This is a genomic window from Pseudomonas sp. MWU12-2319, from assembly GCF_023242525.1.
Lineage (GTDB): Bacteria > Pseudomonadota > Gammaproteobacteria > Pseudomonadales > Pseudomonadaceae > Aquipseudomonas > Aquipseudomonas gingeri_D.
Window position 1 is genome coordinate 68,753 of the sequence record NZ_JALJES010000020.1, and the last position, 25,071, is coordinate 93,823.

25 protein-coding genes are annotated in these 25,071 nt (G+C 62.0%); 9 read left to right on the forward strand and 16 right to left on the reverse strand.

Annotated elements, in window-relative coordinates; translation table 11 throughout:
- Positions 1-4 precede the first annotated feature (4 nt).
- The 4 genes from accB to M5C01_RS26975 all read right to left on the reverse strand — a co-directional run bounded on the left by accB (position 5) and on the right by M5C01_RS26975 (position 4,889).
- Positions 5-463, reverse strand: a complete 459-nt coding sequence (gene accB, locus M5C01_RS26960; RefSeq protein ID WP_100944285.1) for an acetyl-CoA carboxylase biotin carboxyl carrier protein — start codon at positions 461-463, stop codon at positions 5-7.
- A 24-nt stretch (positions 464-487) separates the two neighbouring features.
- A complete protein-coding gene (gene aroQ, locus M5C01_RS26965; protein WP_103497785.1) occupies positions 488-943 on the reverse strand; it encodes a type II 3-dehydroquinate dehydratase in 456 nt (151 codons plus the stop codon).
- 267 nt (positions 944-1,210) lie between these two features.
- Entirely contained in the window at positions 1,211-3,172 is a 1,962-nt protein-coding gene (locus M5C01_RS26970) for a methyl-accepting chemotaxis protein (protein WP_152741595.1), read from the reverse strand.
- Between the two features lie 55 nt (positions 3,173-3,227).
- Entirely contained in the window at positions 3,228-4,889 is a 1,662-nt protein-coding gene (locus M5C01_RS26975) for a PleD family two-component system response regulator (protein WP_103497781.1), read from the reverse strand.
- Positions 4,890-5,195: 306 nt separating this feature from the next.
- On the opposite strand from M5C01_RS26975, the gene M5C01_RS26980 reads away from it, so the two are divergent.
- From M5C01_RS26980 to M5C01_RS27005, 6 genes are all read left to right on the forward strand, one after another.
- On the forward strand, positions 5,196-6,263 hold the full coding sequence (locus M5C01_RS26980) for a DUF2333 family protein (protein WP_152741596.1): 1,068 nt from the start codon (positions 5,196-5,198) through the stop codon (positions 6,261-6,263).
- A gap of 3 nt (positions 6,264-6,266) precedes the next feature.
- The gene (locus M5C01_RS26985) at positions 6,267-6,794 is read left to right on the forward strand and encodes an NUDIX hydrolase (RefSeq protein ID WP_103497778.1); all 528 of its coding nucleotides are present in this window, start codon (positions 6,267-6,269) and stop codon (positions 6,792-6,794) included.
- A 205-nt stretch (positions 6,795-6,999) separates the two neighbouring features.
- Positions 7,000-7,371: a translation initiation factor Sui1 gene (locus M5C01_RS26990; RefSeq protein ID WP_103497777.1), complete on the forward strand. Its 372-nt coding sequence runs from the start codon at positions 7,000-7,002 to the stop codon at positions 7,369-7,371.
- Between the two features lie 227 nt (positions 7,372-7,598).
- On the forward strand, positions 7,599-9,512 hold the full coding sequence (gene speA / locus M5C01_RS26995; RefSeq protein WP_100944292.1) for an arginine decarboxylase: 1,914 nt from the start codon (positions 7,599-7,601) through the stop codon (positions 9,510-9,512).
- Between the two features lie 246 nt (positions 9,513-9,758).
- Positions 9,759-11,102: a contractile injection system protein, VgrG/Pvc8 family gene (locus tag M5C01_RS27000; protein ID WP_152741600.1), complete on the forward strand. Its 1,344-nt coding sequence runs from the start codon at positions 9,759-9,761 to the stop codon at positions 11,100-11,102.
- Positions 11,099-11,887 carry a DUF4123 domain-containing protein gene (locus tag M5C01_RS27005; RefSeq protein WP_152741602.1) on the forward strand — a complete coding sequence of 263 codons (789 nt, stop codon included), beginning with the start codon at positions 11,099-11,101 and terminating at the stop codon, positions 11,885-11,887. The genes M5C01_RS27000 and M5C01_RS27005 overlap by 4 nt, the downstream gene beginning before the upstream one ends.
- A gap of 14 nt (positions 11,888-11,901) precedes the next feature.
- On the opposite strand, the gene M5C01_RS27010 is transcribed toward M5C01_RS27005, so the two are convergent.
- The 3 genes from M5C01_RS27010 to M5C01_RS27020 form a co-directional block, all read right to left on the reverse strand.
- Positions 11,902-13,251: an MATE family efflux transporter gene (locus M5C01_RS27010; protein WP_152741604.1), complete on the reverse strand. Its 1,350-nt coding sequence runs from the start codon at positions 13,249-13,251 to the stop codon at positions 11,902-11,904.
- A gap of 33 nt (positions 13,252-13,284) precedes the next feature.
- A complete protein-coding gene (locus M5C01_RS27015; protein WP_103497772.1) occupies positions 13,285-13,578 on the reverse strand; it encodes a hypothetical protein in 294 nt (97 codons plus the stop codon).
- An 89-nt stretch (positions 13,579-13,667) separates the two neighbouring features.
- Positions 13,668-14,084 (reverse strand): response regulator, encoded by a 417-nt coding sequence (locus tag M5C01_RS27020; protein ID WP_100944299.1) that lies wholly within the window; start codon positions 14,082-14,084, stop codon positions 13,668-13,670.
- Between the two features lie 375 nt (positions 14,085-14,459).
- Between M5C01_RS27020 and M5C01_RS27025 the strand changes: the two genes are divergently transcribed.
- The gene (locus tag M5C01_RS27025) at positions 14,460-15,659 is read left to right on the forward strand and encodes a hypothetical protein (RefSeq protein ID WP_152741605.1); all 1,200 of its coding nucleotides are present in this window, start codon (positions 14,460-14,462) and stop codon (positions 15,657-15,659) included.
- Between the two features lie 19 nt (positions 15,660-15,678).
- On the opposite strand, the gene M5C01_RS27030 is transcribed toward M5C01_RS27025, so the two are convergent.
- The 6 genes from M5C01_RS27030 to M5C01_RS27055 form a co-directional block, all read right to left on the reverse strand.
- Positions 15,679-16,239 carry a DUF4136 domain-containing protein gene (locus M5C01_RS27030; RefSeq protein ID WP_152741606.1) on the reverse strand — a complete coding sequence of 187 codons (561 nt, stop codon included), beginning with the start codon at positions 16,237-16,239 and terminating at the stop codon, positions 15,679-15,681.
- Between the two features lie 20 nt (positions 16,240-16,259).
- Complete coding sequence (locus M5C01_RS27035) at positions 16,260-16,856, reverse strand: DUF4136 domain-containing protein (protein ID WP_103497749.1); 597 nt, start codon at positions 16,854-16,856, stop codon at positions 16,260-16,262.
- Positions 16,857-16,870: 14 nt separating this feature from the next.
- Complete coding sequence (locus tag M5C01_RS27040) at positions 16,871-17,620, reverse strand: methyltransferase domain-containing protein (RefSeq protein ID WP_152741607.1); 750 nt, start codon at positions 17,618-17,620, stop codon at positions 16,871-16,873.
- Positions 17,617-17,922: a MazG-like family protein gene (locus tag M5C01_RS27045; RefSeq protein ID WP_152741608.1), complete on the reverse strand. Its 306-nt coding sequence runs from the start codon at positions 17,920-17,922 to the stop codon at positions 17,617-17,619. Before M5C01_RS27045 ends, M5C01_RS27040 begins: the two co-directional genes overlap by 4 nt.
- 132 nt (positions 17,923-18,054) lie before the next feature.
- Entirely contained in the window at positions 18,055-18,531 is a 477-nt protein-coding gene (locus M5C01_RS27050) for a hypothetical protein (RefSeq protein WP_152741609.1), read from the reverse strand.
- On the reverse strand, positions 18,509-19,429 hold the full coding sequence (locus M5C01_RS27055) for an NAD synthetase (protein WP_152741610.1): 921 nt from the start codon (positions 19,427-19,429) through the stop codon (positions 18,509-18,511). The genes M5C01_RS27050 and M5C01_RS27055 overlap by 23 nt, the downstream gene beginning before the upstream one ends.
- Before the next feature lie 191 nt (positions 19,430-19,620).
- Between M5C01_RS27055 and M5C01_RS27060 the strand changes: the two genes are divergently transcribed.
- The gene (locus M5C01_RS27060; RefSeq protein ID WP_100944317.1) at positions 19,621-20,109 is read left to right on the forward strand and encodes a type VI secretion system tube protein Hcp; all 489 of its coding nucleotides are present in this window, start codon (positions 19,621-19,623) and stop codon (positions 20,107-20,109) included.
- Between the two features lie 173 nt (positions 20,110-20,282).
- On the opposite strand, the gene M5C01_RS27065 is transcribed toward M5C01_RS27060, so the two are convergent.
- Positions 20,283-20,612 (reverse strand): hypothetical protein, encoded by a 330-nt coding sequence (locus tag M5C01_RS27065; RefSeq protein ID WP_152741611.1) that lies wholly within the window; start codon positions 20,610-20,612, stop codon positions 20,283-20,285.
- Between the two features lie 400 nt (positions 20,613-21,012).
- Positions 21,013-21,867 carry a MaoC/PaaZ C-terminal domain-containing protein gene (locus M5C01_RS27070; protein WP_152741612.1) on the reverse strand — a complete coding sequence of 285 codons (855 nt, stop codon included), beginning with the start codon at positions 21,865-21,867 and terminating at the stop codon, positions 21,013-21,015.
- Between the two features lie 202 nt (positions 21,868-22,069).
- On the opposite strand from M5C01_RS27070, the gene M5C01_RS27075 reads away from it, so the two are divergent.
- Positions 22,070-22,861, forward strand: a complete 792-nt coding sequence (locus tag M5C01_RS27075) for a helix-turn-helix transcriptional regulator (protein ID WP_103497744.1) — start codon at positions 22,070-22,072, stop codon at positions 22,859-22,861.
- Between the two features lie 132 nt (positions 22,862-22,993).
- Here the strand turns inward: M5C01_RS27075 and M5C01_RS27080 are convergent, their stop codons facing one another.
- The gene (locus M5C01_RS27080; protein ID WP_152741613.1) at positions 22,994-24,940 is read right to left on the reverse strand and encodes a methyl-accepting chemotaxis protein; all 1,947 of its coding nucleotides are present in this window, start codon (positions 24,938-24,940) and stop codon (positions 22,994-22,996) included.
- Positions 24,941-25,071: the final 131 nt, after the last annotated feature.

Consider the following 25,071-nt stretch of genomic DNA (forward strand, 5'->3'; position numbering starts at 1 on the left):
CGCTTCAAACGATGGTGAACAGCGGTTGGTCGTACTCAACCGGCTGGCCGTCTTCGACGAGGATGGACTCGATCACACCGCTGGTTTCAGCTTCGATGTGGTTCATCATCTTCATGGCTTCGACGATGCACAGGGTGTCGCCTTTCTTCACGCTCTGGCCGACTTCGACAAACGACGGGGCGGCAGGCGAGGATTTGCGATAGAAGGTACCGACCATCGGCGAACGGGCTACGGTGCCGTTCAGCGCCGGGGCGGCTGCAGCAACCGGGGCCGCTGCCACTGGGGCGGCAGCCGGAGCGGCGGCGACCGGTGCGGGCATCGGTGCCGGAGCGTAGTACTGCTGCGCCGGGGTCTTGCTGTGGCGGCTGATGCGTACGGACTCTTCGCCTTCCTTGATCTCGAGCTCGTCGATACCGGATTCTTCCAGCAATTCGATCAGTTTCTTAACTTTACGGATATCCATTAATCGTCAACTCCCAAGGGTCGGTCAGGGGTGTTTAGCCTGTGATTCAAGCTGTTCCAGGGCGGCCTCCAGGGCCAGTCGGTAACCGCTGGCGCCAAGGCCGCAGATCACTCCCACAGCAACATCTGAAAAGTAGGAGTGATGGCGGAAAGGTTCGCGTTTGTGCACGTTCGACAAATGCACTTCGATGAATGGGATGCTCACCGCCAGCAACGCGTCACGTAATGCGACACTTGTGTGTGTAAAAGCCGCTGGATTGATCAGTATGAAGTCCACGCCTTCGCCACGGGCCGCGTGGATCCGGTCGATCAGTTCGTACTCGGCGTTGCTTTGCAGGTACAGCAGATGGTGCCCGGCCTCGCGGGCCCGGCGTTCCAGGTCCTGGTTGATCTCGGCCAGTGTCACCGCGCCGTAGACACCCGGCTCGCGGGTGCCGAGCAGGTTCAGGTTGGGTCCGTGCAGAACCAGTAGGGTCGCCATCGGTTGTTCCTTGTTATTCACGTGCAGTTGTCGGTGCGGGCCGACTATGCCGGAAAGCTTTGGCGACTGTCCAGTTACCTGCAATAGCCAGCACGATGTCCGATGTTCGCGCGAAGTTTATGACTGATTTGTCGGATCTGGTCATTCGTCGCGGCAACAGGTTCGACGAAGTTCGCCGCAGCGGTTTCGCCGATGCCCCCCGCAGTGGCGATTTTGCCGCTGTCGCGGGTGAGGGCACAGGGAGGAGGCGCGGTGTGTGGCGCCCGGTCAGACGCGGAAGGCCTGCACGGCGGTACGCAGCTGTCCGCCCAGCACCAGCAGGTGTTCGCCCTGGCTGCGGCCTTCGCCGATGCGCAGCAGGTTGTCGCCGCCCAACTGGTGAATACGTTCGCTGTGATCGCGGATTTCGCTGACGGCGCCGCTTTGCTGGGCGGTGACATCGGCGATGCGCACCGCGGTCTCGGCGATGGTCTGGATCGCGCCGACGATCTTGTCCAGTGCGCCGTCCGCCGCCTGGGCCTGGCCGGCCGTGGCCTCGGCATGTTCGACCTGGGCACGCATGCCTTCCACCGATTGCCGCGCGGCGTTCTGCAGGCCGGCGATCAGGGTCTGGATCTCGCCCGTGGCCCCTGCCGTGCGTTGCGCCAGGCTGCGCACCTCTTCGGCGACCACGGCGAAACCACGGCCCATTTCCCCGGCACGAGCGGCTTCGATGGCGGCGTTGAGGGCCAGCAGGTTGGTCTGGTCGGCAATCGAGCGAATCACCGTGAGCACGCCGCCGATGGTTGCCGACTCCTCGGCGAGTTTCTCGATCATCTGCGCATTGCCCTGGACTTCCCCCACCAGTGCGTGCAAACCGGTGAGGCTCAGGCCGATGACTTTTTGCCCATGTTCGACCGCACTGCCGGCGCTGCGGCTGGCATCGGCGGCCTGGCTGGCGTCGCCGGCGACTTGCTGGATGGTGGCTTCCAGTTCGCCCAGGGCGTCGCGGATCTGCGCGGTATCGCCGGCCTGGCGTTCGGCGCCGCTGTGCAGGCCGCCGCTGAGGTCGGCGAGGGCGCGACTGCTGCCGGCGACTTCCTCGGCGTTCTGCCGGATAGTGCCCACCAGATCCACCAGGTAGGCGCGCAGGCGGTTCAACGAGGCTTCGATATCGTGCAGTTCGCGGTTGGTCTTGCCCAACTGGATATCCCGGCTGAAATCGCCTTCGGCCCAGGTCGAGAGCGCCGGCGCGAGGTTGGTCAATACCCGCGACAGCTTGCGTTGCAGGGTGTCGATCAACAGGGCGATCAGCAGGATCAGACCGATCATCAGGCCCTGCATCATCCGCACGTCGCCCTGGATCTTGCCATGCTGGGCGCGGACTTCCGGCTCCAGCCCGGCAATCGCCTGCTGTACGGCGCTGATCTTGAGGTGGGTCGCCGCCGCCAGGTCCGAGCGTTTCTGGATCTGCTCGCGGGTGCGGTTCAATTCCGCTGGGTAACGGGTCAGCAGGCTGTGCAGTTCGCGCTTGAGGTCGACGCCGGTGTCCTGGATCACGGCCTTTTCGGTGTTTTCCAGGCCCATCATGGCGCTGAAATCGTCGGTGCTGGACTCACTGCTGGCGGTCACGCCGAGCAAGGGCAGGGCTTCGAGCTGCTCGGCCTGGCCGCGGATGCTCGCCAGTTCGCGTTCGACATCGGCGGCCAGTTCGCTGCGTCCGCTGCTGACCAGCTTGTCCCGCGCCAGGCTCAATTTGGCCAGGTGCGATGAAGCGGTCAGCAACAGGGGCAGGTAGGCGGCGGCTTCCGGCGTCTTGGCCTGGGTGGCGTATTGGCTCAGTTGATCGAGGTTGCCGCCCAGCTCGCGTTCGGCCTGGAGCAGCAGGGCCTGGGGGTCGCCAGCCAGCTTGCCGGCGGCGAGCAGGTCGGTCTTGCTGAAGTCGTTCAGGGCGGCCAGGCTCGGGCGCAGGGTCGCGGTCAGGTCCGTTGGCAGGGCATCGAGCTGCTTTCCCAGCTGCTCGATGGCCTGGCCCGCGCTGCTCAGGCGCAAGGCGTCGCCGCTGCCCAGGTAATCTTCGATATTGCGCGCCGCCTGGTTCTGGAACTGTTGCGACAGGCTGAGGTAACGCTCCATCAGTTGGTAGGGACGTTCCAGCGCCTGTTGCGACCACCAGAGCGTGGCTCCGAGCGCCAGGCAGACGGCGACGAGCAGCAGGGTGTTGAGGTTGGTCAGCAGTTTCAGGCGCATTCAGGATTCTATCCACGACAAAAAGTGGTAAGTACCTGAAGTTATTGCTGTTTTGTTACAGGGTCATGACTGAGTCGGTGGAGTCCGATGAAAAGCTGGCACTTTGCCTTGCCGCTTGCACGCGATTGCGGCCGGCATGTTTGGCGCGGTAGAGCGCTTCGTCGGCCTGGCCGGCCATCATCAGGCTGTCGGAGTCGGCCTGCAGTTCCACCACCCCGGCGCTGAAGGTGCACCACAGATCCTGCGGTTGCGCCGGGTAGTGGATTTCGGCGAAGCGCTGGCGAATTTCATCCAGCACTTTATAGGCCGACTCGATATCGGTGTCGGGCATGACGATGGCGAACTCTTCGCCACCATAACGGCCGATAAAGTCGGTCTTGCGCAGGCGTTGTTTGAGAAACAGCGCCAGGCTCTTGATCACCCGGTCGCCCATGGGGTGACCGTGGCTGTCATTGACCCGCTTGAAGTGGTCGATATCGAGCATTGCGAAGCTCAGCGGCTTGCATTCGCGGCGGGCGCGGAAGCTGCAGTCTTCGAGCAGTTGCAGGATATGGGTGTGGTTGTACAGGCCGGTGAGGCTGTCACGGACCATCCGCGCCTTGAGGTTGCGGGCGCGGGCGGCGCGGTTGCGCACGGTGGTGATCAGGTGACGCGGCTTGATCGGCTTGGTCAGGAAGTCGTCGCCGCCCTCGCTCATGGCGTCGAGCTGCTTGTCCAGGTCGTCCTCGGCCGACAGGTAGATGATCGGCACGCTGACATAACGGTCGTTGTGGCGGATCACCTTGGCCAGTTCCGTGCCGGTGCAGGCCGGCATGTACATGTCGAGGATGATCAGGTCGGGCTGGAAGTCCGCCAGTTCGGCCATGGCCTGGATCGGATCGATCAGCGTGCGGGTGACGATCCCGGCGCTGTTGAGCAGGCGTTCGGTGTGCAGCGCCTGGGCCCGCGAGTCGTCGATGATCAACACCTTGTACGGATCGTATTGGGCGACGCAGGTGAGGACCTCGATTTTCTCCAGCAGGCTGGAGGCTTCCAGGGTTCCGGTGAGGAACTCCTGGCCGCCGGCGCGCACGGCGGCCAGGCGGGTCGGGGTGTCGGTTTCGTGGAGGCTGAAGAACAGCAACGGCAGTTTCTGCTCCAGACCCAGCTGCGCTTCGGCGGCCAGGTGCAGGCCCATGCCGGCGCCGCTGAAGTCGACGTCCATGACAATGGCCGAAGGCAGGCGCTCGGCCATCGACGAACGGAACGCCGCGACACTGTCCAGCGACTGGGCGCTGAGACCGAAGAATTCCAGCTGCTTGGCCAGGCGCTCGCCGCGGTCGTGGTCCTGCAGCATCACGTAGACCGGTTTGCGCAGTGGCGGCAGGAAGGTCTGTTCGAGCTGGTCGCCATGGCGCAGGCCGGTGCGCGACAGGCGCTGCATCAGACGATTGAGTTCGCTGATCAGGCCGCTGCTCAGACGTCCGCGGTTGGCCTCGACGGCGACCAGGGATTCGCTGATATGGCGGGCCAACTGGGTATGTTCGGGTTGTTCGAAGCGTTCGGCGAAGCGCAGCAGGCGCAGGTTGGCTTCGCTCAGTTCGGACATGTCGATGCTCGACCATTCGCTGCGTTGCAGGCGTTGCCAGATCTCAAGGATTTGCCGGGCCTGGTGGATGACCCGCTGGGCAAAGTGCTGCTTGAGGCGCTCGCGGCTGGGGTCTTCTGGCTCGGTCATGTCCTGACTACTTAGTGAGGGGAACGGCTGGGGTCGACTGATGGCTCTATGCTAGCAGCTCTTTTCGTCAATAGCGGTGTCATCTGTCAATTAAGCTGATTCATTTGGTGACCCATGGGTTTCGCTGTTTCGGATCCCACAACAAGACCGGAGAGGTCGTATCGAGGAGGCGTCCTGCCGGGGCTTGATTTATAGTGCTCGCACGGATGGCAACGCTGCCGTGCCCTTGACCTTGCGCAATGACAGGAAAGGCACGATGGAGCAGGGTTGTGGTCGAACCGATGAATTCAGGAAAAGGATAGAGCCATGCTGGACTGGAAAAAACGCCAAGACAGCGCGCCGGAGCGCGCCGCCGAACCCAAGTCGGCGACCCGCGGTTATTTTCGCGGGATGCTGTTCAGTCGAGCACTGGCGACCCTGCTGGGCTTGTACCTGCTGACCACGATCCTGATCGGTTGGTACTGGAGCCAGGAGCCGGCGCTGTTTCCGGTGCAGCAGAACGCACAGCTGGCCGCCGAGAAGGAAGGCCGCAAGATGGTGGTGGGCTACACCACGGTGGAAACCCTCAAGACCGTGGCCGGCACCTTGCTCCACAAGCCCGGTGGCTACCTGTCCAACGACCGCTTTCCGCCGGGTATCTGGCTGGACAATATTCCCCACTGGGAATACGGCGTGCTGGTCCAGGTTCGCGACCTGACCCGCGCCCTGCGCAAGGACTTCGCCCGCTCCCAGTCGCAATCGGCTGAAGATGCCGACCTGGCGAAGGCCGAGCCGCGTTTCAACTTCGACAACAAGAGCTGGATGCTGCCGTCCAGCGAATCGGAATATCAGGAAGGGATCAACTCCCTGAGCCGCTATCAGGCCCGTTTGTCCGATCCGAACCAGAGCAACGCGCTGTTCTATGCCCGCGCCGACAACCTGAACAACTGGCTCGGTGATGTGGCTACCCGCCTCGGTTCGTTGTCCCAGCGCCTGTCGGCCAGTGTCGGACGGGTCAAGCTCAACACCGCGCTGAAAACCGAAAGCGTGGTCCCAGGGCAGGTGCCGCAGGTCGACGAGGAAATCGTCGAAACCCCGTGGTTGCAGATCGACGACGTGTTCTATGAGGCCCGTGGCCAGGCCTGGGCGCTGTCGCACCTGCTGCGGGCCATCGAAGTCGACTTCGCCGATGTGTTGGCGAAGAAGAACGCCACGGTCAGCGTGCGTCAGATCATTCGTGAACTGGAGGCCTCCCAGCAGCCGGTCTGGAGCCCGATGATCCTCAATGGCAGCGGCTTTGGCATTCTGGCGAACCACTCGCTGGTGATGGCCAACTATATTTCCCGGGCCAACGCGGCGGTGATCGATTTGCGTCAACTGCTGAACCAGGGTTGAACCATGGATAACGCTTCGAAGGAGGCCCTGCATCGCGCCGCCTCCGATGCCGAGCAGATCGCCTGGGTCGACGCCGATGACCAATTGCTCGGCGCCCTGGCCCGAATCGAGTTGCGCGAGCGCGGCCTGATCGGGCGCGGCACCTATATCCTGCTGTTCAACTCCGCCGGTGAGCTGTGTGTGCACCGGCGTACCTTGAGCAAGGCCATCTACCCGGGTTACTGGGATGTGGCCGCCGGCGGCATGGTCCAGGCCGACGAAAGTTATGCCGAGTCCGCCGCCCGTGAGCTGGAAGAGGAGCTGGGGGTCAGTGGCGTGCCGCTGACCGAACACGAGCACTTTTTCTTCGATCAGCCGGGTAACCGGCTCTGGTGCGCGGTGTTCAGCGCGGTCTGGGACGGGCCGCTGCGGCTGCAGCCGGAAGAGGTCCTCGAGGCGCGTTTTGTCCCGGTGGACCAGGCCCTGCGCGAAACCCTTGAAAAGCCCTATTGCCCGGACTCCCTGGCAGCCTTGAAGCGTTATCTGCAATAACACCGTAGCGACGTCGCAAAAGCTTCATCAATTGGCGCTGTTTGGCTATTGGGCCGGGGGCTTTTTGCCGTTACACTGCGCGACTTTCAAAGCTGCGGCGGCGTTGCCCGCCGCAGTTGCGCTGCCCCTGCCTGAGTGGGGCTTCGCGGTCGCAGGCCCCTCCCGGGGGTGTGACCAGTCTTTAGTCCTCCCAAGAGGATTGCCGGTGGCCAAAAAAGCCGCATCCTTCGCCGCCCTCGGTGGCCTGGTGTTTTCCACCGACGCAGGTCGACATTGCCCGGACTGTAGCCAGCCGGTGGCGTCCTGTATCTGCAAACAAAATGTGCTCCCCGCCGGTGACGGCATTGCCCGCGTGCGTCGCGAAAGCAAGGGCCGTGGCGGCAAGACGGTGACCACCGTTACCGGCGTGCCCTTGGCCGAAGACGCCCTCAAGGACCTGGCGACCGCGTTGAAGAAACGCTGTGGAACCGGTGGCGCCTTGAAGGATGGCGTCATCGAGATCCAGGGCGATCACGTCGAGTTGCTGCTGGCCGAGCTGGAAAAACACGGTTTCAAGGCGAAGAAGTCCGGCGGTTAGCAGCCTCTGTGAAAACCACCGTGAAGTTGACCCGCCGGCCCGGATAAACGAAGCCGGGCTGTCGTCCCCATGGTTTTCACAGAGCCTGTTCCCGAACAGTTTCTAAACTCGGTGCTGGATCCAGGGTCTTACCCCCTTGTATGCAGGCGAATCGTCATTTTCATTCTTTAGACTGCGCGCAGCCTGGACCCAGGTGGCGCTATTTGACTTCTTTATAGGGGACTTCGATGTCCGTACGACGCACACGCAAAGACGATGGCAGCCAATGGACAGTTGCGGACAGCCGCAGTGTTTATGGGATTCGCCATTGGGGGGCCGGGTATTTCGCGATCAATGACGCCGGTCGCGTCGAGGTTCGTCCGAACGGCCCGAGCAGTTCGCCCATCGACCTCTTCGAGCAGGTCGACGAACTGCGCAAGAGCGGTTTGTCCTTGCCGTTGCTGGTGCGCTTCCCGGATATCCTGCAGGACCGCGTCCGTCAACTGACCGGGGCCTTTGACGCCAACATCGAGCGCCTGGAATACCAGAGCAAGTACACCGCGCTGTACCCGATCAAGGTCAACCAGCAGGAAGCGGTGATCGAGAACATCATCGCCACCCAGAACGTCTCCATCGGCCTGGAAGCCGGCTCCAAGCCGGAGCTGCTGGCGGTGCTGGCCCTGGCGCCGAAGGGCGGCACCATCGTCTGCAACGGCTACAAGGACCGTGAGTTCATCCGCCTGGCGCTGATGGGCCAGAAGCTCGGTCACACGGTCTTTATCGTGATCGAGAAAGAGTCCGAGGTTGAACTGGTGATCGAAGAGGCCGCGGCCCTCAAGGTCAAGCCACGGATCGGCCTGCGGGTGCGCCTGTCATCCCTGGCCTCGAGCAAGTGGGCCGATACCGGCGGCGAGAAGTCCAAGTTCGGTCTCTCGGCGGCGCAGTTGCTGTCGGTGGTCGAGCGCTTCCGCGACGCGGGCCTGGACCAGGGCATTCGCCTGCTGCACTTCCACATGGGCTCGCAGATCGCCAACCTGGCGGACTACCAGTATGGTTTCAAGGAAGCGATCCGCTACTACGGCGAGCTGCGCAACCTCGGCCTGCCGGTGGACCATATCGACGTCGGCGGCGGCCTGGGGGTGGACTACGACGGTACCCACTCGCGCAACGCCAGCTCGATCAACTACGACATGGATGACTACGCCGGTGTCGTGGTCGGCATGCTCAAGGAATTCTGCGATGCGCAGAACCTGCCGCATCCGAACATCTTCTCCGAAAGCGGCCGTTCGCTGACCGCCCACCACGCCATGCTGGTGGTGCAGGTGACCGACGTCGAGAAACACAACGACGACGTGCCACACATCGACAACCCCGAGAACCTGCCGGAAACCGTGCAGTGGCTGGTGGAACTGCTGGGGCCGACCGATATCGAGATGGTCACCGAAACCTACTGGCGCGCCACCCACTACATGAGCGACGTGGCCACCCAGTACGCCGACGGCAAGCTGACCCTGGCCGAGAAAGCCCTGGCCGAGCAATGCTATTTCGCTGTGTGCCGGCGCCTGCACAACTCGTTGAAGGCCCGCCAGCGTTCGCACCGCCAGGTGCTCGACGAACTCAACGACAAGCTGGCCGACAAGTACATCTGCAACTTCTCGGTGTTCCAGAGCCTGCCGGACACCTGGGCCATCGGCCAGGTCCTGCCGATCCTGCCGCTGCACCGTCTCGACGAAGAACCGCTGCGCCGCGCCGTGCTGCAAGACCTGACCTGCGACTCCGACGGCAAGATCAAGCAATACGTCGACGAGCAGAGCATCGAAACCAGCCTGCCGGTGCACGCCCTGAACGAGGGCGAGGACTACCTGCTGGGGATCTTCCTGGTGGGCGCCTATCAGGAAATTCTCGGTGACATGCACAACCTGTTCGGTGACACCGACTCGGTGAACATCTACCAGAACCCGGATGGCAGCGTCTACCACGCCGGTATCGAAACCCATGACACCATCGAGGACATGCTGCGTTATGTGCACTTGTCGCCGGAAGAACTGATGACGCACTACCGCGACAAAGTCGCCAGCGCGAACATCAGTGTCAAGGAGCGTACCCAGTACCTGGATGCCCTGCGTCTGGGGTTGACCCGCTCTTCGTACCTGTCCTCATAAGGCGACGCCAATAGTTCCCAGGAAATTGCCTTGTTTGAGATTGGTTTTTTCCTGTGATCTTGTAGGCAATGTCCTTTTATGAAAAACCCACCCTTCGCGGTGGGTTTTTTATGCGCTGAAGTCAAGATGATGGCTTCCTCTGTTCCGTGTTTTGCGTAGGTCTTTTCTCTAACACTGCTTCAGCCCTCTACTCGGCCTTGTCTCTCGGCGAGAATCCCAGGTCGGTGCCACGTATGAGGAAAGCCAATGTTCGATCCAGTCAGCGAGCCGTTTTTTCGGCTGGATGTAGCGGGCTTGTCCCATCCCCTGATTGTCACGGCCTTTAGCGGCGTGGAGGCGATCGACGAACTGTTTGCCTTCGAGCTGGATGTTCTCGACGAGGAAGGCGAACTGGACCTGGCCGGGTTGATGTACCGCAGTTGCTACCTGGCGCTGGGGACTGAAAACGCCGGGTTTCACGGGCAGATACAGGGCGTCAACCTGACGCTCCGGGGGTTGCCGCGGGGCCATTGTCGCCTGTCCCTGGGGCCGCGCCTGGGTTGCCTGGCGCAGCGTGTGAGCCGGCGTCTGTTCCAGCACTGCTCGGTTCCGGCGATCATCGCCCGGGTGCTTGAGGAGCATGGCCTGGGCGACGATGTCGTGCGTTTCTCGCTCAAGGGCCACTATGCCCGGCGTGCCTATTGCGTGCAGTACGAAGAGTCGAACCTGGCATTTGTGCAGCGGCTCTGCGCGGAAGAGGGCATCCACTATCATTTCCAGCACAGCCGGGACCTGCACTTGCTGGTCTTTGCCGATCACCAGGGGGCGTTTCGGCGTACCCCGCGGGCGCGCTTCGCCCATGAGACGGGTCCGGGCGTGCTGGATTTTTTCGTCACGCTGGCCGATGGCAGTCGTCGGCGTGGCGGCCGTGGGGCCCAGGTGGCGGAGGGCGAAAGCGATCTGCCCGGTCTGGCCAGTGGCGCGTATCTGCCCGTTTCCGGCCACCCTTGCGCGGCGTGGAACCGGTTGTGGCTGGTCACCCGGCTTCGCCACCGTGGCGACAGCCTGCCCGGTGGGGCCGCGGACGGCGGGCCTCGGCTGCGTTATGGCAATGCCTTTGCGGCGACTTCCTGGGAGGTGGCGTTTCGTTCCCGGCGGCGCTGGCCCAGCCCGGTGTTATCGGGGCTGTTCCGGGCTCAGGTGGTCGACGCCGACGAGCAGGGGACCTTTCGCGACCAAGCAGGACGGGTGGCGGTGCGCATCGACGCCTTTGCCCAGGGCAGCGCTTCGCCGGCGGTTCCTTGCTGGCTGCCGTTGGCTCGCTCTCTGCAATATGAGTGCGAAGAGCTGACCGTGGGGACGGCGGTGTGGGTGCGTTTTCAGGACGGCGATGCGCAAGCGCCGCGAATTGTCATGCGTGGCGATGTCCAGTTGCCGAGGCCGCTGCCCGCTGGCGCGCAACGTCTGCACCGGGACCCGATTCTCGAATCTCTGCACGCCGGTTATCCGCTGGTGCTGTTGTGCGGGCAACCCATGGGCGGCGGCGAGCGTCACTGCGCGGTGCGGGATTGCGTCTGTCGGGGCGCACTCCCGCGAAGGGGCCTGCCATGAAGGCGACGGACGATTGCAGCCAGTGGTTGCTGCTGGATGTGCCCGGTGCCCCGGGGGTGCTCGAGGCGCTGAAGGAAGGTTACGCGCACTATCTGGCTTACAACCTGTTTGAGGGCTCGCCGTTTCAGGGCCTGGGCGAAGTCGCTCCGCGCCTGCTGCAACTGGCCGAAGGTTGCCCGTTGAGCCGCCTCAGCCAGGCCAACCCGAGTCTCTGGCCCGGTTTGTTCCTGCACACCCGGGCGCCGGTGCAGGCGTTGCTGACCCACCTGCGACAGATACTGGTGGTGGGTTTCGACGAACAGCATCGGGGCTTGCTCAGCTACTACAACCCGCAGACCGCCAGCTATTTCTTCGACTCATCGGACTCGCGCGAACTGAGCGGCTGGCTCGGCCCCATCCGCTGTCTGTACTGGTATGGTGGGACCTGGGCGGACCGGGCCATTGGCGGCGTCGGCTGGCAGCAACTGTTCAACCCCGGGCTCGAGGTGGCCGGTCTCGGTGCGCCACCGGTCCTGAGCAGCCACCAGCAGCGCCGCCTGCAGACCTGCCTGCTGGAGCGCCACGCCTACCAGTGGAGCCGCTGTAGCGGACATGAATACGACCGGACCTGGTGCCATGTGCAGGAGGGCATCGCCCAGGGCTTTCGCGAGTACGGCCTGCTCGATGGCTGGCTGCATCTGCGTGCGGAGTATCCGGCGGCGTCCATTCCGGCCTGCCTGGCGGGAGACTCTCCCGGCGAGCGCCTGGAAAACCTGCGCCAGGCCTGGAGCAATAGCCCTGATTGAGCCTAGGGTGTCGCTCAGTGCGCGGCCTGGCCGAACCAGCCGTCGTTGCGCCGCAGTTTCACGGCGTAGAGCCCCAGGGTCATGCTGCGCAGGGCCATGAACAGCAGGAAACTTATCCACAGGCCGTGATTGCCAAAGCGGCTCAGGAACCAGGCACAGGGCAGACTGAGGAGCACGCTGAGCAGCATGCTGTCGCGCATTTCCCGGGCGCGGGTGGCGCCGATGAACAAGCCGTCGAGCAGGTAGCTCCACACCGCGATCAGTGGCAACAGCGCCAGGTAAGGCAGGTAGCCGAAGGCAATCTCGCGCACGCTGGGGATATCGGTCTGCAGGCTGACGAACAGGTGCCCGCCGAGCAGGAACAGCAGTGCGAAGCCCAGGCTCGCCAGCAGCGACCAACCGGCCGCGACCACCAGGGAACGCCGCAGGGTATCGCGATCACGGGCACCGATGGCATGACCACAGAGCGCCTCCACGGCGTGGGCGAGGCCGTCCAGGGCGTGGGCGGTGAGCAGCAAGCCGTTGAGCAGCAGTGCGTTGGCCGCGACGGTGGCATCGCCCAGGCGTGCGCCCTGGACGGTGATCAGGAAAAACACCGATTGCAGCGCCATGCTGCGAATGAAGATATCGCGGTTCACCGTCAGCAACGGGCGCCAGCTCTGCCAGCGCCGCAGTGCCGCCCAGGCGATCTGCCCGGGGTAGGCGCGCAGGGCCTTGCCGGTCAGGCTCAGGCCGAGCAGGGCGCCGGTCCATTCGGCGATCACCGAGGCCCGGGCCGAACCGACCACGCCCCAGTCCAGCCCGAGGACGAACCACAGGTTCAGGGCAATATTCACCAGGTTGGTGGTCAGCAAAATGGCCAGCGGTGCGCGGGCGTTCTGGGTGCCGAGGAACCAGCCGACCAGGGCATAGCTGGCCAGCGCCGCCGGCAGCCCGAAGAGCCGGATGTGGAAGAAGTCCAGGGTCAATTCGTGCAATTCGGGCGAGGGTTGCATGAAGGTCAGCGCCAGTTGGCTGAACGGCACGGCGATCGCCCCCAGGAACAGCGCCAGCACCAGGCTCAGCAGCAAACCTTGGACGAGCACCTGGCGCAAGGCCGCGCCGTCTCCTCGTCCGGCGGCCTGGGCGGCAAAACCGGTGGAGCCCATACGCAGGAAGCCCATGGCCCAGGCGAGAAAGATATACAGGCTGGCGCCGACCGCCACCGCACCGAGCTGGTGGGCGTGGGGCAGGTGGCCGATCACGCTGCTGTCGACCAGCGCCACCAGGGGCACGGAAATATTCGACAGGATCATGGGTGCGGCGAGTGCCCAGACCCGGCGGTGTGTCGGGCGGTCTCGCCAGTCAGCGATCAGGGGGGACATGCGGGCTCCTTGAAAGAGCGGGCATTGTAGCGATTAGTGGACCACCCAGCTCAACAGCCAGAGCCCGAGCACCAGCCAGATGATGCCGAGGATGATCGAGGCCCGCATAAAGGCGCGGACCGCCGAGTAGAGCAGCATCAGGCCGAGGATCAGGATCAGGATGCTGAAGAACGAGGGGCTCATGCCCAGGGAGCGGGCGAAGCCGTCGATAAAGTTGCCGCCGGCATGGGTCAACGCGTGGAAGAAGCCGCTGAGGCCATCAATGATAAAACGAATCACCGAGCCTAGCGCCTGGCCCAGCCATTCAAAAAAACTTTCTACCTGCATAGCTACCCCTGATGAATATGCCGACTGATGCGCCGCACTCGCAGGGAGCAGGTTTTACAGGCCCCGCCTGAGGTTGTCCAGACGGTGCATCAAGAGGGGTTGACCAGATGCATCCTGGGCTGTGGAAACAGGTTGTTGAGGGTTTCCAGCAAGCGCACGTGATAGATGGGTTTACGGAACAGGTCCAGCACCTGGAGCCTGAGCATATCGCTGACATCGTCCATGTCGGCATGGCCGGACGTGACGATGACGGGCAGGTGCTGGCGCGAGGTGTGTTCACGCAGACGTTTGATCAGCGACATGCCGCTTTCTTCCGGCATGCGCAGGTCGGTGATCACCAGGGCGATATCCGGATGATGGGTCAGGTGCGAGAGCGCCAGCTTGACGGAGGTGGCGGTGAAGCAGCAAAAGCCTTCGCCCTCCAGCAATTCGGCCAGTTCGAGCAGGGCGTCCTCTTCGTCGTCCACTAGAAGGAGCTGTTGCCGTGGGGGGGAAGAGGCGTTCATGGGACCATACCTGTCGCTGAGTTCGCTTCTTAGTGTAGCGCCTCTTTGCTCGGATGAGGTCGGAGGCGACCAGATGTCGACGGCACGGATTCTGGGGCACAGCGCACGAACCAGGCTGATAGGGCAAGACTATGCATCGGCTAAAAAACACCCTTTCCGGCGAATGATTCTATGCTGATAGCAATGTGCAGTTGTCAGGGTAGACGTTGTCATGAACCCCAGCTTCCCTAAAAAAACCAAGGATGCCGCAGCCGTTGAGTTCGACCTTGTGTGCGTGCTGACGATCATCGTTACCTTGGGTCGGCAATTTTGAGCGCGGGAGACAAACTCCTCGGTCTCCTGCTGAGACGGAGCCGCGAGTCGGCGCCCGAGCCTGTGCACGATCTGTCCGCCCCGGCGTTCGGCTTGCAGATCCGGCTCGACGATGACGGTCGGATATTGAGTGTCGACGGTCCCTTGCGCCATGACTTGGCGCCGTGGGATGCAGTATGCGAGTTGCGCGACTTGCTGCTGCTCTCCAGCCGCCTGTGTGCCGAGGGCGTGCCGGCGGATTGGCTCGGGCAGGGCCTGGACCTGGATTTCACCGGCCCGGCCGGGCAAGTCCTGCATACCCGGGCCTGGGTCCAGCCCGGCAATACGGGCTGGTGGCTGCAGGCCGTGGATATCGGCGACCTGCTCGAACACAATCTGCGCTCGTCGTTACGTGAGCAGTTGCAGTATTTCGCCGGGCAAATGAGCGAACAATTGCGCTTGTGCAGCCTGGCGCGCTTACCCCAGGTGCTGAACGAGCAGTTGCAGGGGTTGTCCCGACACTGGCGGATTCCCTGTGTCGCCCTGGCGCTGCTGGACGAACATCAGCAGCAGTGGATGGTGCACAGCGAGTATCGGGCCCACGACGCTCCGGCCCTGTGGCAGACCGGTCAAGTCCTGGGTCGTGGCCTGGACAGCCTAAACGGCATGGTGCCGCTGTACTTTAGCGCACAACAAGGTCTCAGTGAGCATATGCGCCTGCAAGGGGTGATGGGCGATGCCGATGGCTTGCTCATTCCTTTTTGCGATGACCATGGGGTGGCGGCCTGGTTGCTCGGCGGTTTTTACCCGGCGCAACAACGGGCGGCGCGGTTGGAGGACCGTGACTGGCTGCAACTGGCGGCGGCTTTGGCCGCGCCGTTGTTGGCCCGCCTGCGGCAGCAGGCGCACCATCATCAACTGGAGCGCCTGGAGGTGTTGCAAGGCTTGTTGGGCACCGGTTGGTGGGAATGGACGCCGGCCATTGACCAGTTGCAACTGGCTCCGCAATTGGCCCGGGAGCTGGGGGTGGAGGCATCGTACGGGATGTTATCGCTGCAGGCTTGGCTGAGGCTGTTCCATGCCTCCGATCGCGAAGAACTTTCCAGCCGCATGCACGATTTGCAGCAGGGCAAGGCGCTGCTGCAAATCGTGCGCCGTCATGTTGAGGATGCATTCCAGCCCCCACAGTGGTATCGCCTTCAGGGACAGGTGCTGGGTGTCGGCGACAGCCTGCGGATGATTGGCTTCATGCTTGATATCAGTGATATCGAGAGTCAGAAGTAGGTCGCCATGGCCACTGCGACTACTTCGGCGGATACGCGCTCATCAACTTGGCCACCGCCTGGTTGATCGCCGCGCTGCGCTCGGCGGGTGTCGAACCGTTGTTGACCATCTGTTCGGCGCTTCCACGCCAGACCAGCTTGCCGTCCTTGCCATCGAGCAGGTCGATCTGGATCGTCGCGACCTGATAGTCGACGCTACGGGTTTCGGTGTAGCCCGGGCCGCCCCAGAAACCGCCTTGCCAAGGGCCACCCCAACCGCCGCCGTAGCTGGTGCTCACCTGCTGCTGGCGGTTGTCGACGATCAGGTACGCCTGGACCTTCACATCGGCCTTGCCGCCGGCCATGACCGGGCGCAAGCCGCGCTGGTCCAACTGCTCGCCGACCGCCTGGCGAATCCGCTGTTCGGTGAGGTCGCTCTTGATTCGCGGATCGTCGGGTCGGTACTGCAACGCGGGTTCTTTCCAGCTCCAGCTGCGGTAGCCGGCGAAGTCGCGACTGGCGTCGAAGTCATGGTTGACCTGGGTGGTTTCGCAGGCGCTGAGCAGCACGGCAAAAACCACTAAAGCGAGACGGCGGAACATGATTTTTCTCCGGAGGGGGTCTAGCTGGGTGGATAGCTGGCCAGGGCTTTGCTCACGGCCTCGCGCAAGGCATCCGCGCGTTCGAGCTGATTGCCCTGGGTGCCGGTTTCGGCGCTGGCGCTCCAGACCGGTTGGCCGGTGCCGGCGTCGAACAGGCTGATACGCACCACGAGCACTTGCACCTCGTAGGTGCGCACGATCGGGGCGCTGGGGTACATGCCATAGCGGTAGCCATAAGGGCCGCCGGCATAACCGTAGTCTTCCTGGACCTGGCGCAGGCGTTTCTCCACATGCAGGTCGGCGCTGACCCGCAGGTCCGGCGGTGCCGTATCGCGGCGTGGCCGCAAGCCCTGCTGTTCGAGGGCATTGCCGACCACTTCGGCCAACTGCGCCGGATCGGCCCAGGTGGTGCCGGCGGGCAGCCGGTCATTGCTCCAGGCCCAGGTTCGGTAGCGTCCATAGTCCCGTGGTGGCGCCGGGTAGGCGCTCAGGTCCGGGCCATGGGCGACCTGCGCCGGGGCCGGCGGCAGGGGCATGGAACTGCTGGTGTAGGGGTTGTTGCTCTGGCAGGCAGCCATCCCCAGGCACAGCGCTAGCAGACAAAAACGGCGACTCATTGCATCCTCCGTATTCAGACCGGACGGCAGATCCAGTGCAGGTAACGTCCCAGTCCGGCAAAACCGGGATGGCGACGGTGGGCCAGTTCCATTTCCAGCAGGTCCGCCAGGGTGGCGCGGGCCTGGAATTCAACCGGCATGTAGTCGTGGAAAACCCGCACGCCGCTCTGGGTTTCGATCCGCCACAGACCTTCAAGTTGCGCCGCCAATTCCCGTGGATCAAGGGGTTGTTGCGGGGTCAGGCTCTGCTTTTCGCCGGCCATGTCGTTCTTGCGCATCTTGCGGAAATGGCCCTTGAGCAAGTTGCGATAGATCAGTGCATCGCGGTTGTAGAAGGCCAGGGACAGCCAGCCATCGGGCTTGCACAGCTGGTGCAGCACCGGCAGGATTGCATGGGGTTCGGCCAGCCATTCAAGCACGGCGTGGCAGAGCACCAGGTCATAGGGTTCGGTGAGCTGGCCGAGCAGTTCCTGCCACGGTGCCTGGATAAAGGTCGCGTTTTGTCCGGCCTCGGCAAAGCGTAGGCGTGCGCCCTCGAGCATCGGTTCGGCGGGTTCGGCGAGGGTCACCTGATGACCGCGTTCGGCCAGCCACAATGACATATGGCCCAGGCCCGCGCCGATATCCAGCACCCGCAACGGGCGCTGCGGCAGGCTCTCGGTCAGGTCGGCCTGGAGCACGGCGAGGCGGATCGCGCCCTTGGCCCCGCCGTAGATTTTTTCGGCGAAACGGGTCGCCAACTGGTCGAAATGACGGTCGCTCATTGGGCGAAGCGCCGTTCGCTGTCGGCCAGCTTGGCGCGGACCACTTCGTTCATGTCCAACCCCAGTTCGCTGCACAGCAGGAGCAGGTAGAGGACGATATCGCCGACTTCCTGTCCGGCATGGGCGAGCTTTTCCGGTGGCAACTGGCGCGATTGATCCTCGCTGAGCCATTGGAAAATCTCCACCAGTTCGGCCATCTCCACGCTGGCGGCCATGACCAGGTTTTTCGGGCTGTGGAAAGTTTTCCAGTCGTTGCGATCGCGGATGCCGTGCAGGCGTTGGGTCAGTTCGTCGAGGTTCATGCGGGTGTTCTCCTTCAAGGCGTCTAGCTTCCGGTGGATAAGAACGGGAAGCAAGGGCCTTGCTGTAGGGATAACACCTGGAGCCGATGAAATATTCGTCAGGTCGGCCAGGCGAGCGCTGCTTAGCCGCGATCAGCGGTGCCTTCCACGACGTTTGTGGAGCCGATGAAGTTCTTCTCGTTGCTGACGGATCGTTACGAGCACACCGCGCATTTCGCGGTGGCGCTTGCTATTGAGGGCTAGCAAGCTCAGCAGTGGAAAAACTATCCCTGTTATGTAGGAAATGAAATGAGGTTTATTGCCAGTAAGCGATAGTACCAAAAACAAGCAAAGCACGTTCAACATGACAATGCCCCATATCGCCCTGGGACGGCCACGTACCACCAAATAGTTGAGTATCGTCAGTGTCGTCGACGCAGAGAGCGCCACAATGATCGTATACCTGCCGCGCTCGGGATAACCTCTAAAGTAAGTGCTTGCCATCAGGGATATAGTGCATGCCGCCGAGAACACGCTAAGAAAAAATGAGCATAAAAAGATTTTGAAATAGCGCGCCATAAATGCTTTGAATTTCTTGCGCTCAAAATCAAAATCCATCATTGGATTCATAAAGTACCCCCATTGCAATGGCTTTAATGTTTCCCGAATGAGCACTGCCAGCCAAACTCAGAGCAGCGCCAACAGCATCCTTTATTTGCGTGAGCGTCGCATGTTGCAATTGACCGTTGGTATAGCGCTTTGGAAGCTCCATCAACCGTTGTTTAAGTTTCAACTGCTTTGCAGTCAAACTGGGATGCCGAATGGACAGTAGCTCGCGGGTTAATGACTTTTGCTGCTGTCGGGAAAGCCCCCTCGAAAGCTCATACCAATTTCTACCCGTCGCCGCTTTTCGAGCCTGTAGCAACCTGACTGTCGCTACCCCCGAGATACCTGCACCGAGCAACGAAATAGCGTCCAGAAGGGGCATCATGTATCGATACCAGTCCTCGCGATCCATCTCATCGTTCAAAACAGGATCGCTGGCTTCGTTATAAGCCCTGACGCCACTCACGATACATTGCGCTGAACTCGCCGCGACAACAGCTAGCCCAATTTTCGAGACGATCAGGCTCGTGCCGGCACTGAATGGGACGAATACCGTCCCACTGAATGCAGCAATCCATCCCAAGATGGCGCTGCTACAAGCCAAGCCCGCACTCACCGCCTCGGCGACTAGTCGCGATTCCCGCGGCTGTGTCTCCACGATCCGTACAAACTCCAACGGTGCCATGTGCCTGGGCGCCTCACGCAATACGACCTTTTTCGGCACAATGCTACAAATAACCCGGAACTCCCGCAGCGTCACCACAGTGAAGTCACTCTCGATATAAACCAGCCCCGCACCGGCTATCGCCGGATCCGCATCGATGGCACGGAACAGACGCGGTAGATCGACCTTGCCCTCCACACGTTGACGAGCATTGTTGTGCGCACTGGGCACGCCGCTTTTCAATAACTCGGAAATCATCCCGGTCACTCCCTAACCTGTTATCACGGTCTTGGAGCATAGGCAGCCCTATCAACTGAAAATGTAGGACTCGCGAGTTAATAATGCAGGCCTATTCTCTTTTGCTGTTCAACGCCTTGATTCAGGCAAGCCTCCGCGAAGAAAGTGCCTTCCGACGCCAATCCGGCGTGAATCAACGACAAGGAGCGTGTATGGCAACCGATATGTTTTTGAAGCTGGGTGATATCAAGGGCGAGTCTAAGGATCAGCAGCATCGGGACGAAATCGAAATAAAATCGATTCAATGGGGCATGAGCCAATCCGGCTCCATGCATACCGGCAGCGGCGGAGGGGCCGGCAAGGTCAGTATCAATAACCTGTCCTTCGGCAAGTCCATGGACAAGTCATCGCCCAACTTGATGGCGGCCTGCTCCAGCGGCAAGCATTATTCCGAGGCGACACTCACGATACGCAAGGCCGGCGGCACCAGTCCGGTGGAATACCTAGTGATCACCCTGAAGGAAGTGATGGTGGCGTCCTATGGAACCGACGGGACTCAAGACAGCGACATTCTGCAGGAAGATGTCTCGCTGAATTTCGCCAAGGTCGAGGTCAGCTACCAGCCGCAAAAAGCCGATGGCGGCAAGGACGGCGGCGCTATCAAGTACGGCTGGAATATTCGTGAGAACGTAAAGATTTAACAGCTGTTGGCCACGTTGCAGGGCATCTTTGGGAGAGCCGAATTCCTGATCACCGATCTCATTTTCAGATGCAGTGGATGGGCCTGACTTCTCACATAGCTCTACCTACAACTCAACAGTTTCAGCACGGCAACCTGACTCAGGTTACCGTGCTGAATTGACTTTACAGTCATTTAGACAACGGTCTCTACTCCGGTATTAGAGTCTCCACCTGGAGCGATAGAGGTCAATCTACCATTGCGCACAGCCTCCATTGTCCTCGTCTCGACCACTTTCCAAATGTCATATCCATCACGCAGCAGCAAGGCAGCGCCCTGAATGAAATGGCTCAAGTCTTCGTCGTCGATTTTTCTGAGGGACATGCAGGACAGACTATCGATCATGTCCTTGCCGGCGCGCATGCGCTCGCTGCCATAGGCATGCAAATCCACGATCGAAGCGTGGGTGTTGATGAAGAGAATATGACGGTTAGTGCAGGTCGGAGTTAGCGGTAGGTAGCCCATCTGAAATTCCTTCTCGGTGGCGCTGACACCTTTCGCGGCCAAGCGAAGACGGGTGGCAGCTGTACGCGGGTTGGCCGACCGGGGAAAAGGACCCGGCACACCCGAAGGTGTCCCACGCACAGCCGCCATTACACGAATGTGCGGGCACAAAAAAGGCGCCTGCAATTCGGATGGTGGGCGCCTGTGCGCCTTTTCTCATCGACCGGCCAAGGTCTAGTCGTTGAATTGGCAACGACGATCCGATCATAGACGTCAGGGCGGGCAAAGCGCAACCGCCCCTCAAGCAGGGGGTTGTATCTTCAGATGTCCGTCGGTCAGTAAGGGGGGCAGATCAGGAAGAATAGAGATACGAAGAAAAAAACGAGGGTAGGGGATGCGACGTTCCGATGAGAGCGGTCTGTCAGGTGATAGGTCGCCAACGACCGCTCAGATGTTCCAGTCCCTTGGCACCGGACAATTTGAACGCGCCGTTCGAGCCCGGTGCACTGACCCACAGGCCGACTTCGCCGGGCAGGCGTACCGGTCTTCTGAACGCCACCTCGATCTCGATATTGGCGCTCGGCAGGTGCTCGCGCAGGGCCGCGAGGATCCGGGCCTTGTTCCACAGGCCATGGGCAATGGGCCGGGGGAAACCGAACAGGCGGGCGCTCAGGGCCGTCAGGTGGATCGGGTTGTAGTCGCCGGAAACCCTGGCGTAGCGCCGACCGATATCCACCGGAACCTGCCAGTGCGTCAGCTCGGTCAAGGGCGGGACCGGGGCCTTGGTTTTCCGTGGTGGCTTGGCGTCCAGGGTGACGCCCCGGCAGAGCAGCCGGCTTTCGGCCTCCCAAAGCGGCCCGAGGGCATCGTCGATCTCGGTGAGCAGATCGAAGGTCGCGCCCTGGACATGAGGCTGCAGGTTACGCACCTGCACACCGATCCGCAGATTGCCCATGCCGCCCAGGGGCCGCAGCAGGCGGATACGGTTGTTCAGGTGAACCAGGCCCGGCAGCGGAAAGGGAAACTCCTTGGCCGTCAGCAACTGCAGTTGCAGGGGCAAGGCCAGCACATGGGGATAGGTCGCCGGCATCGGGCTGCCCTCGGCAAAGCCGCAGACCCGGCGATAAGCGGCCAGGCGCCGTTCATCGACGGTCACCCAACTGCGTAGCCCCTGGTCAGGCAAGTGTTGGCCCGCGATGATGCGTCGTGTCGCGGCGCGCAGGTACAGCGCGGGCAAGCTCGGCGCGGCGGTCAGGTATTGCCAGTTCACGGGCATGAGCAGTCGCTTTGTTTGTGGGAAAAAACTTTCATGTTTATAGGCTGTATCTCGCACAGGATAGGGTTTATTCGTTGCGCCGTGTTGCTTTGGTGCTAGAAGCGAACCGCTGTCGGGCGCTGATGGCCCGCGGCATTGTCAGAAACGATGGCTTGGCCTAAGGTCGCAGCCTGAAAGCTGTCTTGCGATACAAGGTCTATTCATGCCGACTAACGGACAACGTGGTCCCCAACGACAGATTCCGCAGCTGGCGTCCCTGCCGCGCCCGTTGTATGCCCGGGCCGAGAGCCTGAGTGCCGGGTCGTGGACGCCGCGTCACCGGCATGACTGGGTGCAGTTTTCCTATGCCATCAGCGGGGTGCTGGGGGTGCATACCGCCGAGGGCAGCTTCTTTGCGCCGCCGCAATGGGGTGTCTGGATTCCGGCGGGGCTGGAGCATGAGGTGGTGACCTCGATGCGTGCGGAAATGCGCAGCCTGTATGTGCGCCGCGAGGATTGTCAGTGGGCACCGTCGCGTTGCCGGGTGCTGGAGGTCACGCCGCTGGCCCGGGAGCTGATCAAGAGTTTCTGCCTGTTGCCGGCCGATTATCCCGAGCAGGGCGGCAGCGAGGGGCGTTTGGTGCAGGTGTTGCTGGATCAGTTGGCGGGGCTGCCGGAGGTGGGGTTTTCGCTACCGCTGCCGCGTCATTCGCGCTTGCTCGACTTGTGCAACGAACTGATTGAGAACCCCGAGCTGGGGGTGACCCTGGGGCAGTGGGCCGAGCGCCTGGGCATGTCGGAAAAAACCTTGATGCGGTTGTTTCAGCGTGAGACCGGCTTGAGTTTTCGGGGCTGGCGCCAGCGTGCGCGATTGCTCTCGTCGCTGGGGACGTTGGAGGCGGGGGACAGCGTGACCCGGGCCGCGCTGTCCTGTGGTTATGACTCGACGTCGGCGTTTATCGCCGCGTTCAAGGGCTTGTTCGGTTATACGCCGGGAGAACTGTTCCGCCACTGAGTACCGCAACAGACTCAAGAACACCACCCACCTGTAGGAGCAGGGCTTGCCCGCGAAGCTTTTGGCGGCCTCAAGGGCCTCTTCGCTGGCAAGCCAGGCTCCTACAGGTTATGCGGCGTGCTCAAGATCTGATCAGGTCCGGAAGCGCTTGACCAACGCATCCAGCTCACTGGACAGCCCCGCCAGACCCTGGGAATCGAGCCGCGCCGAGTTCGCCAGTTCCGCCACCAACTGCGCATCGCCATGGATCTGGCTGATATGCCGGTTGATGTCTTCGGCCACGTGGTGCTGTTCTTCCGCCGCGGTGGCGATCTGGGTGTTCATGTCGCGGATCACGTCCACCGACTCGCGGATCTGCCCGAAACTGGTGCGTGCCAGGCCGATACGGTTCACCGATTCCTGCGATACCTCAAGGCTGGCGTGCATCTGTTGGGCGACCTGACTGGTGCGCTTGGCCAGATTGCCCAGCAGGCCGTCGATCTCCGCCGTGGAGTCGGCGGTGCGCTTGGCCAGGGCCCGCACCTCGTCGGCGACCACCGCAAAACCACGGCCCTGTTCGCCGGCCCGGGCCGCTTCGATGGCGGCGTTGAGCGCCAGCAGGTTGGTCTGTTCGGCGATCGAGCGGATGGTGCCGAGAATCGACTGGATATTGTTGCTGTCGGTCTCCAATTGCTGCATCGACTGGGCCGACTGGGAAATTTCATGGCTCAACTGGTCGACGCTGCTCACTGCCGCATCGATCTGTTGCTGGCCTTCGCGGGCCTGGCGCTGGCCGCTGTCGGCCGATTCGGCGGCCTGGCTGCAGGAGCGGGCGACTTCGTTGGCGGTGGCGACCATCTCGTGGAAGGCGGTCGACACCATGTCCACCGCTTCGCGCTGGCGCCCGGCGGCGTCGGCCATGTCCCCGGAGACCCGGGTGGAATTACGCGACGAATCGAGAATCTTGTTCGCCGACTGACCGATGTGCTGGATCAGGCTGCGGATCGCGCCAAGGAACTGGTTGAACCAGTTCGCCAGTTGCGCGGTTTCGTCGCTGCCACGGATCTGCAGGTTCTGGGTCAGGTCGCCTTCGCCCTGGGCGATGCCTTCCAGGCCGCTGGCCACGCTGCGGATCGGCCGCACGATAAGGCTGGCGAAGCTGGCGCCGACAATGGCGAAGATCACCGCGAGCACGGCGGCGATGATTGCCACCAGCCAGGTCAGTTGGTTGGCCGAAGCCATCACTTCGCTTTGTTTGATCAGGCCGATAAAGGTCCAACCCAACTGCTCCGATGGCCAGACATTGGCCATGTAGTGTTCGCCGTTGATATCGACTTCCACCAGGCCCTTGCCGGCCTTGGCCAGGTCCGCATAACCGCCACCGAGACTGCCCAGGGCCTTGAAGTTGTGCTCAGGCTGCTTGGGGTCCACCAGCAGGTTGCCGCTGTTCTCCATCAACATCAGGTAGCCGCTTTCACCGAGCTTGATCTGCTTGACGATCTCGGTGAGCTGCTTGAGGGTCACGTCGACACCGATGACACCACCCTGGGAGCCCAGCTTGTTGTCCACGGTGCGCACGGTGCCGATCATCACGGCGTCGTCGGCAGCCCAGTAGTAGGCGGAGGTCCGCAGGGTCTTGCCGGGATTGGCGATCGCGGTCTTGTACCAGGGACGGACACGTGGGTCGTAGCTGGCCAGTTTCGGGTCGGCTGGGGTGGAGACGTAGCCGCCGTTGCCAACGCCGTAGGACACATAGGAATAGGCCGGATGGGCCAGTCTCATGCCCTCAAGCAGGTCGTAGATCTGTTTGTCCTGCTCGTTGAGAGGCGTTTGCGCTGCATCGGCGCTCATGTAGCTCTTGAGCACACCATCGGAATTTTTTATCAGCGGCTGGGTTGTCAGGTATTCGACGTTCTGGCTGACGCCGTCAAAAAACAGCTGCATGGCGTTGCTGACCTGGCGGATCTCCCGGCCACTGCCATCGACAAAGTTGCTGCGGGCTTCACTGCGCAGGTTCAGTACCACCAGGGTGGCAACCAGCACCACCGGCAAACAGGCGACGATTGCAAACGCCCAGGTCAATTTTTGCTTGATGTTCATCCGCGCTCCAGATTTTTCTTGTAGACCCCAGGCGGATTGATCGCCTGCGATCTGTAATAGGGCAGCTGTGAAAATGGTGTCTGTACTGAAAATCCGTTTCGCTGATGGCGTACCTGATTGTCCGACAAAAA

What these genes read in the sequence shown, in the direction of transcription:
- accB (WP_100944285.1), bottom strand. Translation starts at nt 463, where the DNA reads ATGGATATCCGTAAAGTTAAGAAACTGATCGAATTGCTGGAAGAATCC.
- aroQ (WP_103497785.1), bottom strand. Translation starts at nt 943, where the DNA reads ATGGCGACCCTACTGGTTCTGCACGGACCCAACCTGAACCTGCTCGGC.
- M5C01_RS26970 (WP_152741595.1), bottom strand. Translation starts at nt 3,172, where the DNA reads ATGCGCCTGAAACTGCTGACCAACCTCAACACCCTGCTGCTCGTCGCC.
- M5C01_RS26975 (WP_103497781.1), bottom strand. Translation starts at nt 4,889, where the DNA reads ATGACCGAGCCAGAAGACCCCAGCCGCGAGCGCCTCAAGCAGCACTTT.
- M5C01_RS26980 (WP_152741596.1), top strand. Translation starts at nt 5,196, where the DNA reads ATGCTGGACTGGAAAAAACGCCAAGACAGCGCGCCGGAGCGCGCCGCC.
- M5C01_RS26985 (WP_103497778.1), top strand. Translation starts at nt 6,267, where the DNA reads ATGGATAACGCTTCGAAGGAGGCCCTGCATCGCGCCGCCTCCGATGCC.
- speA (WP_100944292.1), top strand. Translation starts at nt 7,599, where the DNA reads ATGTCCGTACGACGCACACGCAAAGACGATGGCAGCCAATGGACAGTT.
- M5C01_RS27000 (WP_152741600.1), top strand. Translation starts at nt 9,759, where the DNA reads ATGTTCGATCCAGTCAGCGAGCCGTTTTTTCGGCTGGATGTAGCGGGC.
- M5C01_RS27005 (WP_152741602.1), top strand. Translation starts at nt 11,099, where the DNA reads ATGAAGGCGACGGACGATTGCAGCCAGTGGTTGCTGCTGGATGTGCCC.
- M5C01_RS27010 (WP_152741604.1), bottom strand. Translation starts at nt 13,251, where the DNA reads ATGTCCCCCCTGATCGCTGACTGGCGAGACCGCCCGACACACCGCCGG.
- M5C01_RS27015 (WP_103497772.1), bottom strand. Translation starts at nt 13,578, where the DNA reads ATGCAGGTAGAAAGTTTTTTTGAATGGCTGGGCCAGGCGCTAGGCTCG.
- M5C01_RS27020 (WP_100944299.1), bottom strand. Translation starts at nt 14,084, where the DNA reads ATGAACGCCTCTTCCCCCCCACGGCAACAGCTCCTTCTAGTGGACGAC.
- M5C01_RS27030 (WP_152741606.1), bottom strand. Translation starts at nt 16,239, where the DNA reads ATGTTCCGCCGTCTCGCTTTAGTGGTTTTTGCCGTGCTGCTCAGCGCC.
- M5C01_RS27035 (WP_103497749.1), bottom strand. Translation starts at nt 16,856, where the DNA reads ATGAGTCGCCGTTTTTGTCTGCTAGCGCTGTGCCTGGGGATGGCTGCC.
- M5C01_RS27040 (WP_152741607.1), bottom strand. Translation starts at nt 17,620, where the DNA reads ATGAGCGACCGTCATTTCGACCAGTTGGCGACCCGTTTCGCCGAAAAA.
- M5C01_RS27045 (WP_152741608.1), bottom strand. Translation starts at nt 17,922, where the DNA reads ATGAACCTCGACGAACTGACCCAACGCCTGCACGGCATCCGCGATCGC.
- M5C01_RS27050 (WP_152741609.1), bottom strand. Translation starts at nt 18,531, where the DNA reads ATGAATCCAATGATGGATTTTGATTTTGAGCGCAAGAAATTCAAAGCA.
- M5C01_RS27055 (WP_152741610.1), bottom strand. Translation starts at nt 19,429, where the DNA reads ATGATTTCCGAGTTATTGAAAAGCGGCGTGCCCAGTGCGCACAACAAT.
- M5C01_RS27060 (WP_100944317.1), top strand. Translation starts at nt 19,621, where the DNA reads ATGGCAACCGATATGTTTTTGAAGCTGGGTGATATCAAGGGCGAGTCT.
- M5C01_RS27065 (WP_152741611.1), bottom strand. Translation starts at nt 20,612, where the DNA reads ATGGGCTACCTACCGCTAACTCCGACCTGCACTAACCGTCATATTCTC.
- M5C01_RS27070 (WP_152741612.1), bottom strand. Translation starts at nt 21,867, where the DNA reads ATGCCCGTGAACTGGCAATACCTGACCGCCGCGCCGAGCTTGCCCGCG.
- M5C01_RS27075 (WP_103497744.1), top strand. Translation starts at nt 22,070, where the DNA reads ATGCCGACTAACGGACAACGTGGTCCCCAACGACAGATTCCGCAGCTG.
- M5C01_RS27080 (WP_152741613.1), bottom strand. Translation starts at nt 24,940, where the DNA reads ATGAACATCAAGCAAAAATTGACCTGGGCGTTTGCAATCGTCGCCTGT.